Origin of the sequence: Streptomyces sp. NPDC058796 (assembly GCF_042745235.1) — a bacterium.
Lineage (GTDB): Bacteria > Actinomycetota > Actinomycetes > Streptomycetales > Streptomycetaceae > Streptomyces.
Window position 1 is genome coordinate 97,575 of the sequence record NZ_JBHYOP010000004.1, and the last position, 11,808, is coordinate 109,382.

General features: G+C 71.9%; 7 protein-coding genes. 2 read left to right on the forward strand and 5 right to left on the reverse strand.

The features are described 5' to 3' along the window. Nucleotides 1-14: 14 nt before the first annotated feature. On the reverse strand, nt 15-785 hold the full coding sequence (locus tag ACFW47_RS12290) for an HNH endonuclease family protein (protein WP_386305724.1): 771 nt from the start codon (nt 783-785) through the stop codon (nt 15-17). A 135-nt stretch (nt 786-920) separates the two neighbouring features. Between ACFW47_RS12290 and ACFW47_RS12295 the strand changes: the two genes are divergently transcribed. Further along, on the forward strand, nt 921-1,121 hold the full coding sequence (locus ACFW47_RS12295; protein WP_386305726.1) for an antitoxin: 201 nt from the start codon (nt 921-923) through the stop codon (nt 1,119-1,121). A gap of 78 nt (nt 1,122-1,199) precedes the next feature. Here ACFW47_RS12295 and mfd read toward each other — a convergent pair whose 3' ends face one another. The 3 genes from mfd to ACFW47_RS12310 all read right to left on the reverse strand — a co-directional run bounded on the left by mfd (nt 1,200) and on the right by ACFW47_RS12310 (nt 8,487). Continuing rightward, the gene (mfd, locus tag ACFW47_RS12300; RefSeq protein ID WP_386281146.1) at nt 1,200-4,733 is read right to left on the reverse strand and encodes a transcription-repair coupling factor; all 3,534 of its coding nucleotides are present in this window, start codon (nt 4,731-4,733) and stop codon (nt 1,200-1,202) included. Nucleotides 4,734-5,134: 401 nt separating this feature from the next. Beyond that, nucleotides 5,135-7,702 carry an ABC transporter permease gene (locus tag ACFW47_RS12305; protein WP_386281144.1) on the reverse strand — a complete coding sequence of 856 codons (2,568 nt, stop codon included), beginning with the start codon at nt 7,700-7,702 and terminating at the stop codon, nt 5,135-5,137. Continuing rightward, nucleotides 7,699-8,487, reverse strand: a complete 789-nt coding sequence (locus ACFW47_RS12310) for an ABC transporter ATP-binding protein (protein ID WP_386281142.1) — start codon at nt 8,485-8,487, stop codon at nt 7,699-7,701. Before ACFW47_RS12310 ends, ACFW47_RS12305 begins: the two co-directional genes overlap by 4 nt. Nucleotides 8,488-8,949: 462 nt before the next feature. Between ACFW47_RS12310 and ACFW47_RS12315 the strand changes: the two genes are divergently transcribed. Then, nucleotides 8,950-10,476, forward strand: a complete 1,527-nt coding sequence (locus ACFW47_RS12315; RefSeq protein ID WP_386281140.1) for an MFS transporter — start codon at nt 8,950-8,952, stop codon at nt 10,474-10,476. A 341-nt stretch (nt 10,477-10,817) separates the two neighbouring features. Here the strand turns inward: ACFW47_RS12315 and ACFW47_RS12320 are convergent, their stop codons facing one another. Beyond that, on the reverse strand, nt 10,818-11,708 hold the full coding sequence (locus ACFW47_RS12320; RefSeq protein WP_386281138.1) for a cellulose-binding protein: 891 nt from the start codon (nt 11,706-11,708) through the stop codon (nt 10,818-10,820). Between the last annotated feature and the right edge of the window lie 100 nt (nt 11,709-11,808).

Here is an 11,808-nt window from a genome sequence, read left to right on the forward strand (position 1 = left end):
CCGCCTCGGCCCGGTCAGCCGCCGCACTGGCGGGACATCATCCGCTTGTCCGGTGCCGTGACCGCCAACTCGTACTTGGCGGCGACCTGTGCGAAGCGGACCGCGTAGGCGCAGCGGACCGACTTGTCGGGCGGGAGCCAGGAGGCCGGCCCGGAATCGCTCTTGGCGGAGTTGGCCCGGCCCTGCACCGGGATGAGGTTGAGCGGGTCGTTCGCCAGTTGCTCGCGCTTGCTCTCGGACCACCGCGAGGAGCCCATCTGCCAGCTGTACGACAGCGGCACGACGTGGTCGATCTGGACCTCGCTCGCCTCCTGCTTGCGCCACTCGATGGTGGTGCCGGTGTACGGGTCGTCCAGCGTCATGGCGACGACCACGCAGTCCGACCCGGAGCGGAAGCGCAGGTCCTGGCCGTCGCGCTGGAGCAGGTCGTTGCGGGTGTCGCAGCCGTTGCGGGCGAACGGTACGCCGTCGGCCGTGTCCATCCAGGCGTAGCCGAACTCGTCGCGGTCGTACCCCGTCCTCGGGCCGCGTCCCTTGGTCTTCAGGCCGTCGATGAGCTCGCGGGCCGTGGCCTCGTCGATGTCACCCGTGACCGGGGCCAGGCCGGGCCCGGTGCCGTCCGGGTTGCGCAGCGGGCTGACGGCCTGGCCCGCGGCCGGCGCCCCGGCGTTCTCCTCCGACGGCGTGGGGCCTTCGCCGTCGACGCCCTCGCACCCGGTGACCAGCGCCAGTGTGAGGACCGCGCACGCGGCCCATCCGTTGCGCGTCCTGCCGTACCGCCCCATGGCGTCCCTCCCCTTGCCCGTTCGCGGTCACCACCGTAGCCAGGGAGAGGTTCAGGCCATAGGTGGCCTTGTTGGGCATGCGGGACAAATCTGTCGTACGGTCGACAGTGAGTCACGTCTCGGAAGGAGCTCTGCATGGGCATCCTCGACAAGATGAAGAGCATGGCCGGCAAGGACAAGGACAGGTCCAGGAAGATGTCCGACGCGGCCGAACGCCAGGTCAACCAGAGGACCGGCGGCAAGTACGAGAAGCACGTCGACACCGCGCAGCAGCAGGCCGAGGACAGGCTCGGCTTCGGGCATGAGGGTGGAGGCAACCGGCCGGATCAGCAGTAGCCCCCCGAACACGGCGAAGCCGTCCACGGGACCTTCCCCGTGGACGGCTTCTTCTGCGACTCCCCTGGGAAGCCCTGGTCAGGACCCCAGGATCGAGGTGAGGAACTCCCCGACCCAGCCGAGCAGTTCGCGTCCGACCAGCGGCTTGCCGCCCACCTTCGCGGTCTTCGGACGCGGCACGAGGACCTGGTGGGTACCCGCCTTGATGACGGAACCGGGGTAGAGCCGCTTGAGCCGCAGCTCCTGGGACTCGCGCAGCTCCACCGGCGCGAAGCGGATGTTGTTGCCCTGAAGCACGATCTCGCCGACGGCGCACGCCCGCGCGAGCATGCGCAGGCCCGCGACCAGCAGCAGGTTCTCCACCGGCTCCGGCAGCTTGCCGTACCGGTCGACGAGTTCCTCGCGTACGGCCTTGACGTCCTCCTCGCTGCCCGCGGAGGCGATGGACCGGTACGCCTGGAGCCGCAGCCGCTCGCCGGGGGCGTAGTCGTGCGGGACGTGCGCGTCGACGGGCAGCTCGATCTTGACCTCGAGCGGCGGCTCCTCCTCGACCCCGCCCTCCAGGGAGGCCCGGTAGTCGGCGACCGCCTCGCCGACCATCCGCACGTACAGGTCGAAGCCGACGCCCGCGATGTGGCCGGACTGCTCGCCGCCCAGCAGGTTGCCGGCGCCGCGGATCTCCAGGTCCTTCATCGCCACGTACATGCCCGCGCCCATCTCGGTGTGCTGGGCGATGGTCGCCAGGCGCTCGTGCGCCGTCTCCGTCAGCGGCTTCTCCGGCGGGTAGAGGAAGTAGGCGTAGCCGCGTTCCCGTCCCCGGCCGACGCGGCCGCGCAGCTGGTGGAGCTGGCTGAGACCGAAGTTGTCGCCCCGCTCGACGATGAGGGTGTTGGCGTTGGAGATGTCGATGCCGGACTCGACGATGGTCGTGGAGACCAGCACGTCGAACTTCTTCTCCCAGAAGTCGACGACGACCTGCTCGAGGGCCTGTTCCGACATCTGGCCGTGCGCGGTGGCGATCCGCGCCTCGGGGACGATCTCGCGGAGCTTGGCCGCCGCGCGGTCGATGGACTCGACCCGGTTGTGGATGTAGAAGACCTGGCCCTCGCGCAGCAGCTCGCGGCGGATCGCGGCGCCGATCTGCTTGTGCTCGTAGGGGCCGACGAAGGTCAGCACCGGGTGCCGCTCCTCCGGCGGGGTGGTGATCGTCGACATCTCGCGGATGCCGGTGACCGCCATCTCCAGGGTGCGGGGGATCGGCGTGGCGGACATGGTCAGCACGTCGACGTTGGCGCGGAGCTTCTTCAGCTGTTCCTTGTGCTCGACGCCGAAGCGCTGCTCCTCGTCGACGATGACCAGGCCCAGGTCCTTGAACTTGGTCTCCGAGGAGAACAGGCGGTGGGTGCCGATGACGATGTCCACCGAGCCCTCGCGCAGGCCCTCCAGGGTCGCCTTCGCCTCGGTGTCGGTCTGGAAGCGGGACAGCGCCTTCACGCTCACCGGGAACTGGGCGTAGCGCTCGCTGAACGTCCCGAAGTGCTGCTGCACCAGCAGGGTCGTGGGGACCAGTACGGCGACCTGCTTGCCGTCCTGGACGGCCTTGAAGGCGGCGCGGACGGCGATCTCGGTCTTGCCGTAGCCGACGTCGCCGCAGATCAGGCGGTCCATGGGGACCGTCTTCTCCATGTCCTCCTTGACCTCGGCGATGGTGGTGAGCTGGTCCGGCGTCTCGGCGTACGGGAAGGCGTCCTCCAGCTCGCGCTGCCAGGGCGTGTCCGCGCCGAAGGCGTGACCGGGCGCCGCCATCCGCGCGCTGTAGAGCTTGATCAGGTCGGCGGCGATCTCCTTGACCGCCTTCTTGGCGCGGGCCTTGGTCTTGGTCCAGTCCGCGCCGCCCAGGCGGTGCAGGGTGGGGGCCTCTCCGCCGACGTACTTGGTGATCTGCTCCAGCTGGTCGGTGGGGATGTAGAGGCGGTCGCCGGGCTGGCCGCGCTTGGCGGGGGCGTACTCCACGACCAGGTACTCGCGCGTGGCGCCTTGCACGGTGCGCTGCACCATCTCGATGTAGCGGCCCACGCCGTGCTGCTCGTGGACGATGTAGTCGCCCGCCTCCAGGGTGAGCGGGTCGATGGTCTTGCGGCGCCGGGCGGGCATCCGGGCGCCCTCGCGGCCGGCGGCCTTCTGCCCGGTCAGGTCCGTCTCGGTGAGGACCGCGAGCTTGAGGGCCCGGTCGACGAAACCGTGGTCGATCGAGCCGCAGGAGACGTGGACGACGGAGGGGCTGAGCGTGTCCAGGTCGCTGTCGAGGCGGGCCGCGATGCCCTCGCCGCCGAGGACCTCGACGGTGCGGGCGGCCGGGCCGTGGCCCTCGGTGAGGTAGACCGCGCGCCAGCCGTCGGCGAGCCAGCCCTTGGTGTCGGCCAGCGCCTTGGCGGTGTCGCCGCGGTAGGTCTCGGGGGCGTGCATGCCGAGCTTGAGGGTGTCGGCCTCTTCGAGCGCGTCGTCGGCGGCGAAGGGGGAGACCGACCACCACATCATGTCCAGCTCGCGGGCCCGGTCCCGGACGTCCGCGATGGACCACAGGGAGGCCGCGTCCACGTCGATCGGCGCCTCGCCCCCGCCCGCCGTGGCCGCCCAGGACGCCTGGAGGAACTCCTGCGAGGTGGCGACCAGGTCGGCGGCGCGGGTGCGGACCCGCTCCGGGTCGCAGACCACCGCCATGGAGCCCTTGGGCAGCACGTCCAGCAGCAGCTCCATGTCGTCGACGAGGACGGGGGCCAGGGACTCCATGCCCTCGACCGCGATGCCCTCGGCGATCTTGCCGAGCAGTTCGCCCAGTTCGGGGTGGTCCTCGGCCAGGGCTGCGGCCCGCTCGCGCACGTCCTCGGTGAGCAGCAGCTCGCGGCAGGGCGGGGCCCACAGGCCGTGGTCGGCGACCTCAAGGGAGCGCTGGTCGGCGACCTTGAAGTAGCGGATCTCCTCGACGTCGTCGCCCCAGAACTCGACGCGGAGGGGGTGCTCCTCGGTCGGCGGGAAAACATCCAGGATGCCGCCGCGCACGGCGAACTCGCCGCGTTTCTCCACCAGCTCCACGCGCGCGTACGCGGCGGCCGCCAGGGCCTCGACGACCTCGTCGAGGTCGGCGCTCTGGCCGGTGCGCAGGGCGACCGGCTCCAGGTCCCCGAGGCCCTTGACCTGCGGCTGGAGCACGGAGCGCACGGGCGCGACGACGACGGAGACCGGGCCGGTCTCGGGGTCGTCGGGGCGGGGGTGGGCGAGGCGGCGCAGTACGGCGAGGCGGCGGCCGACCGTGTCGCTGCGGGGGCTGAGCCGCTCGTGCGGAAGGGTCTCCCAGGAGGGGTACTCCACGACGCCCTCGGGGGGCAGCAGGGAGCGCAGGGCGGCGGCCAGGTCCTCCGCCTCACGCCCCGTCGCGGTCACCGCCAGCACGGGGCGGCCCGTCTCGCGGGCCAGCGCGGCGACCGAGAAGACACGGGCGGCGGGCGGGCCGACCAGGTCGACGTGCATGCGGTTGCCGTCTGCGGCCGCCGTGATCGCTTCCGCGAGGGCGGTGTCCTTGACGACGGCGTCGAGCAGACCGTGCAGGCTCATGGAGGGGGCGCTTCCGTCCTGGGTGCTGGGGTGGACAACACGAGTAGCCCGGCGGGGTGAGGGCCGGGGGTGTCCAGCGTACGACGCTGCGCTCGCGTGCGCCGGGGGCTGTGGACGGCGCGGGGCGCGTGGTGGACGGCGCCACGGTGGCCGTACCAGGGGGCTCCGACCCCCGGACCCCCGGACCTGTGCCCGCCCTCCCCGCGCTCGGCTGCGCTCGCGCGGGGACCCCCGTCCCGACTCGGTGGACTGAAGGATGAACGCCCAGGGTGACGGACGACTCGGCGGCAAGAGGCGGCGCGCCGCGTGTCAGTACAAAGGGCCCGGCGCCGAGTCGGTGTGGACTCGGCGCCGGGCCCTTCCCCCGCAACCCCCGTGTGCGGTGGCCGGCGGGTCGGGTGCTACTCCGTCGCGATCGCGTTCAGGACGTTCATGCGGCCGGCGCGGAAGGCCGGGACCAGGGCCGCGAAGAGGCCCACGAAGGCCGAGCCGATGAAGACGCCGATGATCGTCGGCCAGGGGATGTCGAGGACGTTCAGCCCCTCCAGGGCGAGCAGCTTCTGTGCCGTGGCGCCCCAGCCCATACCCAGCCCCAGGCCCAGCAGGGCGCCGAAGAGGGCGATGACGACGGACTCCATGCGGATCATCCGGCGCAGCTGGCGGCGGGAGAGGCCGATCGCCCGCATCAGGCCGATCTCGCGGGTGCGCTCGACCACCGACAGCGCCAGCGTGTTCACCACACCGAGGACCGCGACGATGATCGCCAGGGCGAGCAGGCCGTAGACCATGTTCAGCAGCTGGCCGACCTGGTCCTTCAGCTCCTGCTTGTAGTCGGTCTGGTCGGCCACCTGGTACTGCGGGTAGGCGTCCAGGGACTTCTTCAGCGCCGCGTAGGCCTGGTCCGCCTGACCCTCCTCGGCCTTGGCGAACATGATCGTGTTCGGCGGGATGTTCTCGGCCGGCAGGTACTTCCGCATCGTCTCGATGCTGATGTACCGCGCGCCCTGGTCGATGGCGACGTCGTCGCTCGTGATCGCGGCGACCTTGAGCTTCGCGGTCTCGCCGCCCTCGAAGGCGACGGAGATCGTGTCGCCGACGTGCACGCCGTGCTTCTTGGCGTAGTCCGAGCCGACCGACATGGCGTCGGTGCCGTAGGCGGCGGAGAGCTCACCCTCGGTCGTCGCGCGGCGCACGTCCTGGGCGTAGGTCGGGTCGGCGGCCGTGACGCCGTCGTCGTCGGTCTTGCCGTCGGGCGAGGTCAGCGTGGCGTCGAGCATCTTGTAGCGGGTGACGTGCTCCAGGCCGGGCGTGCCCTGCATCGCCTTCTCCGCCTGCGGCACGATCCGCTGGTTGCCCTGGACGATGAAGTCCGCGCCGACCGTCTTGTCCAGCTCACTGGTGGCCGAGGCGACCATGGAGGAGCCGACGACGGACAGGCACGCCACCAGCGCGAGGCCGATCATCAGGGCGGCACCGGTGGCACCGGTGCGGCGCGGGTTGCGCAGGGCGTTGCGCTCGGCCAGCCGCCCCACCGGGCCGAAGGCCCGCAGCAGCACCGCGCTGATCACCCGCACCACGAAGCCGGCGAGCAGCGGGCCTATGACGACGAAGCCGATGAGCGACAGCACGATGCCCGCGCCGAGCATCAGCGAGCCCTCGCTCGCCTTGTCGGCTGCGGCGGCCGTGAACAGGGCCGCCGCGCCGGCACCGGTGAGGACCAGGCCGATCAGGCCGCGTATCCAGCCGGCCTTGCCGTCGGCCGGGGTGCCGGCGTCGCGCAGGGCGGCCATCGGGGAGATCCTGCCGGCGCGGCGGGCCGGCAGGTAGGCGGCCAGGACCGTGACCACGACGCCGAGGACCAGGCCGACCACCGGGGTCGTCGTCTTGATGGTCAGGTCGTCGGTGGAGAGGTTCATGCCCGCCGCCGACATCAGCTTCATCAGGCCGACGGCGATTCCGACACCGGCCGCGACGCCGAGGACGGAGCCGACGACGCCGAGCAGGAACGCCTCGACGAGGACCGAGCGGTTGACCTGCCGGCGGGAGGAGCCGATGGCCCGCATCAGACCGATCTCACGGGTGCGCTGGGCGACCAGCATGGAGAAGGTGTTGATGATCAGGAAGATGCCGACCAGGAACGCGATCCCGGCGAAGCCGAGCATGGCGTACTTGATGACGTTCATGAACTCGCCGACGTCCGCGCGGCCTTCGTCGGACGCCTCCTTGGCGGTCTGCACCTTGAAGGAGCCGCCGTCCAGGGCGGCGGAGACGTTCTGCTTGAGCTGTGCGTCGGTGACGCCGGACGCGGCGGTGACGTTGAACTGGCTGAAGCGGTCCGTGGCGCCGAGCAGCTGGCGCTGGGCGGTGGGGGTGTCGAAGTAGACGACCGCGGCACCGGGGTTGGTGACGGTGAAGGAGGCGATGCCGACGATTTTCGCCTTGAAGTCGCCGGTCTGCGCGATGGTGCGCAGCTCGTCGCCGATCTTCAGGTCGTGCTTGTCGGCGGTGTCGGAGTCGACCATCGCCTCGGTCGGGCCGCGCGGCGCGTGCCCCGAGGTGATCTCCATCGACCGCAGGTCGTTCTTGGTCCAGTTCCCGGCGAGGGTCGGGGCGCCGTTGGTGGCTCCCACGTTGTCGTTGTCCGCGTTGACCACGGTCACGTTCATCGAGACGACGGCGCCCTCGGCCGACTTGACGCCCTCGGCCGCGCGGATCTTCTCCAGGGTGGACGCCGGAAGCGACTCGGGCACCCCGCTCTGCGGCGTGTCCTCGGCCTCGGCGTCCTTCGGGGCGACCGTCACGTCCGACGAGGTGACCGCGAAGAGCTTGTCGAAGGTGGTGTTCATGGTGTCCGTGAACACCAGGGTGCCGCACACGAACGCCACCGACAGCAGCACCGCCACCGCCGAGAGCGCCATGCGGCCCTTGTGCGCGAGGAAGTTGCGCATCGAGGTCTTCACGACGGTCATGACGTGCGCCCCCGGGCGTCGAAGTCCTTCATGCGGTCGAGGACGGCCTCCGCGGTCGGCCGGTGCATCTCGTCGACGATCCGGCCGTCGGCGAGGTACAGCACCCGGTCCGCGTAGCTGGCGGCCACCGGGTCGTGGGTGACCATCACGATGGTCTGGCCCAACTCGTCCACCGACCGGCGCAGGAAGCCCAGCACCTCGGCGCCGGCGCGCGAGTCGAGGTTGCCGGTCGGCTCGTCACCGAAGATGATCTCTGGCCGGGCGGCCAGCGCCCGCGCCACGGCGACACGCTGCTGCTGGCCGCCGGAGAGCTGGGTCGGCCGGTGCTTGAGCCGCCCGGCAAGCCCGACGGTCTCCACGACCCGCTCCAGCCACGCCCGGTCGTACTTGCGGCCGGCGATGTCCATGGGCAGCGTGATGTTCTCGATCGCGTTCAGCGTCGGGAGCAGGTTGAACGCCTGGAAGATGAAACCGATCCGGTCCCGGCGCAGCTGCGTGAGCTTCTTGTCCTTCAGGCCGGTTATCTGGGTCTCGTCGAGGTAGATCTGGCCTTCGGTGACGGTGTCCAGGCCCGCCAGGCAGTGCATCAGCGTGGACTTGCCGGAGCCCGACGGCCCCATGATCGCGGTGAACTGACCGCGGGCGATGTCCACGTCCACATGGTCCAGGGCGACCACCCGGGTCTCGCCCGTCCCGTAGGCCTTCACGACCTGCCGCGCCCGCGCGGCAACGGCCGTACGCCCTCCAGTGCTCCCGTGTGCGGGAATACTTACGGCCGATGTCATGTCAAGTCTCCTATGTCGGTCATCACCTGTGCCGCCGGTGCCTGCGGTGCACGCTGAGCGGTACCGCTGGTGGTGCGGGCTTCACAACGGGTCGTGCGCTGGAACGTGTCGCTGCTACGTCGAAGAGTCTGGCCGGAACCGGGTGCCGAGCGCGCTGAGGTACAGCGCAGTCTTCTGCTGGGGAAAACCCCACCCCCACGGGTCCGGTTCGCCGCCCCCCAGCGGCGTAAAGCCAGATTAAGGACGCCGCCGGGCCCCTCTCGTCCTCCGTCGGTACGAACCCTCCCCGACCCGTAGTACGGAGGTACCCCTAGGGGCAGTCCACCCTCCGGTGGAGCCGGACTCAGGGTGCCGTCCGCCTCAGGACGCACCGAGCATCCACCCTCCCGCGACGTCAGGGGCAAGTGGGAAGCTGATCCCCGCGGATGGATGCAGGGGGAACACAACCGAAGGGGCGCGCGGATGGACGACACCAGGTCCGCGGTGGACGAGGCCGCACCCGGCACGGGCCCAGGCCGGCGCGGTGCCGTCGTCGCCGCGCTGATGCTCGCGATGGCGCTGTCGGCGCTCGACGCCACCATCGTCTCCACCGCAGTCCCGCAGATCGTCGGCGACCTCGGCGGCTTCTCCCTCTTCTCGTGGCTCTTCTCCGGCTACCTGCTGGCCGTCACCGTCACGCTGCCCGTCTACGGCAAGCTCTCCGACACCTTCGGCCGCAAGCCGGTCCTGGTGGTGGGCGCGGCGCTGTTCCTCCTCGGCTCCCTGCTGTGCGCGCTGGCCTGGAACATGGCCGCCCTCATCGCCTTCCGCGTCCTCCAGGGCCTGGGCGGCGGCGCCCTGCAGGGCACGGTGCAGACCCTCGCCGCCGACCTGTACCCGCTCAAGGACCGGCCAAGGATCCAGGCCCGGTTGTCCACCGTGTGGGCGGTGTCGGCGGTCGCGGGCCCGGGCCTCGGGGGCGTGCTGGCCACGTACGCCGACTGGCGCTGGATCTTCCTCATCAACCTGCCGGTCGGCGCCCTCGCCCTGTGGCTGATCGTCCGTCACCTGCACGAGCCGCCACGGGACGAGCCCTCACGGCAGGGGACCGGCACGCGCGCGCGGGTCGACTGGCCGGGCGCGCTGGCCGTGTTCGCCTGCGGGGGCGTGCTGCTCACCGCCCTGGTGCAGGGCGGGGTGGCCTGGCCGTGGCTGTCGGCGCCCTCGCTCGCCCTGTGCGCCACCGGTCTCGTCCTGCTGGCGGCCGTGGTGGTGATCGAGCGCCGCGCGGCGGAGCCGATCATCCCGGGCTGGGTGTGGCGCCGCCGCACGATCGCCGCGGTGAACCTCGCGCTCGGCGCGCTGGGCGTCCTCATGGTGGCGCCGACCGTGTTCCTGCCGACCTACGCCCAGTCGGTGCTGGGCCTCGCGCCCGTGGCCGCCGGTTTCGTGCTGTCCGTGTGGACGCTGAGCTGGCCGGTGTCGGCGGCCCTGAGCCAGCACGTGTACCGCAGGATCGGCTTCCGCAACACGGCGATGCTCGGCATCGGCACCGCCTCCCTGCTCCTGTTCGCGTTCCCCTTCCTCCCCTACCCGGGCGAGGCCTGGCAGCCGACCCTGCTGATGCTGCTGCTCGGCGGCGCGCTCGGCCTGTTCCAGCTGCCGCTCATCGTCGGCGTCCAGTCCACCGTCGGCTGGGCGGAGCGGGGCACGGCGACCGCGTCCGTGCTCTTCTGCCGCCAGACCGGCCAGACCGTCGGTGCGGCGGCCTTCGGCGCGATCGCCAACGGGGTGCTGGCCGCACGGCTCGGCGGGGCGGGCGGGGGTGGCGCCGGGGACCTCGACTCCGTGACCCGGGCGCTGGGCCCGGGCGCCGCCGGGGAGCCCGTACGGCGGGCGATCGCCGACGCCGTGCACGCGGTCTACCTGGGCGCGGCGGGTGCGGCGGCGCTGGCGTTCCTGGTGCTGCTGGTGGTGGCACCGCGCCGGTTCCCGGTGCTCCGGGACTGAACTCGCGGGCCGCCGGACCCGGCGAAGACGCAGGTCAACGCGGGTAACACCCCCAGAACGGCACGGCAGGCGCATACCGACCGATCAGTTCGGCCAAAACGCAGCGCCCCACATGACCGGCGAGTAGCGTGCGTGGCCCCCACCCCCCACCTCCCTGCGGTCCGCCGCACCGGACCCGAGCCGCGCAAGGAGCCCCGGCTTCGCCTGCGGCTGGCTGGGCACCATGCTCTCCGGCCGGCGCAAGGCGGAGGAGCAGCGCCGGCACTACGAGGCGGTGGAGGGCTGGATCCTGGCGGGCGCGGTCCGCAGAGGGGAGTGACGACGACACCGACGGTGCGACGTCACTCCACCGCCCGGCCCGTCAGCGCACTGAGGTTGCTGCGCACGGACGCCACGTGGGCCTGGAGCTCGTCCCACCGCTCCCCGTGCTCGTGCAGCACCCGCTCCGTCTCACGGGCGATCCGCTCCTGACGGGCCCGGGCCCCGGCGACCACCTCGGACGCCCGGGCCCGGGCCTCCTCCTGCCACCGCACGGCGGCCTCCTCCGCCCCGGCCAGGTCCGCCCTCGCCTCGCACAGCTCCCGCTCGGCGCGCGCCAGCAGCTCCTCGTGGTGCGCGTCCGCGGCCCGCGACGCCTCCTCGTGCGCACGGTCCTGCGCGGCCTCCCGCTCGGCGTGCTCCCTGCTCTGCTCGGCCAGCATCCCGGTGGTCCGCTTCCGCATCTCGCGCAGTGCGGCCAGCGCCTCCCCGCGCCCGGCCTTCACCTCGCGCCGCGCCGCGATCCGCACCTCGTCGGCCTCCGCCCGCGCCGCGAGCAGCCGCTGCCGGTACCGCTCGTCAGCCTCCGCCCGTACGCCGTCGGCGTGCGCCCGCGCCGCCTCGCGCACCCCGGCCGCGTACGCCCGCGCCCGCTCCAGCAGCCTGTCCGCCTCGGCCCGCGCCCCCTCCCGAACGGCCTCCGCCTCCTCCTGTCCGAGCCGGAACAGGGACCGCGCGCCCTCCCCCAGCGCCTCGTAGTCCTGCGGCGGGAGCCGCGCCACCACCTCACGCAGGCGCTCCAGCTCCGTGCCCATCTCCCGGGCGAGCACGGTGAGCCGGGCGGCCCGCTCCCAGGCCGCGTCCCGCTCCTCGGAGAGGGCCGCGGTCAACTCCTCCACCTGTGCCGGACGGTAGCCGCGCTCGCGCCCGCGTACGGTCACGAAGCCGTGAGGGGACGCCGATGCGCTGGTCATGCTCATCACCCCTGTGGGGAACCTGCCGCAGTAAATGGACTTAACCGACTTTATGGACCGGATGTAAGCCCTCATAATGCGACACACCGGACCGCGAACA

Excerpts from the sequence above, each read along its gene's own strand:
- ACFW47_RS12290 (WP_386305724.1), bottom strand. The coding sequence starts at position 785 with ATGGGGCGGTACGGCAGGACGCGCAACGGATGGGCCGCGTGCGCGGTC.
- ACFW47_RS12295 (WP_386305726.1), top strand. The coding sequence starts at position 921 with ATGGGCATCCTCGACAAGATGAAGAGCATGGCCGGCAAGGACAAGGAC.
- mfd (WP_386281146.1), bottom strand. The coding sequence starts at position 4,733 with ATGAGCCTGCACGGTCTGCTCGACGCCGTCGTCAAGGACACCGCCCTC.
- ACFW47_RS12305 (WP_386281144.1), bottom strand. The coding sequence starts at position 7,702 with ATGACCGTCGTGAAGACCTCGATGCGCAACTTCCTCGCGCACAAGGGC.
- ACFW47_RS12310 (WP_386281142.1), bottom strand. The coding sequence starts at position 8,487 with ATGACATCGGCCGTAAGTATTCCCGCACACGGGAGCACTGGAGGGCGT.
- ACFW47_RS12315 (WP_386281140.1), top strand. The coding sequence starts at position 8,950 with ATGGACGACACCAGGTCCGCGGTGGACGAGGCCGCACCCGGCACGGGC.
- ACFW47_RS12320 (WP_386281138.1), bottom strand. The coding sequence starts at position 11,708 with ATGACCAGCGCATCGGCGTCCCCTCACGGCTTCGTGACCGTACGCGGG.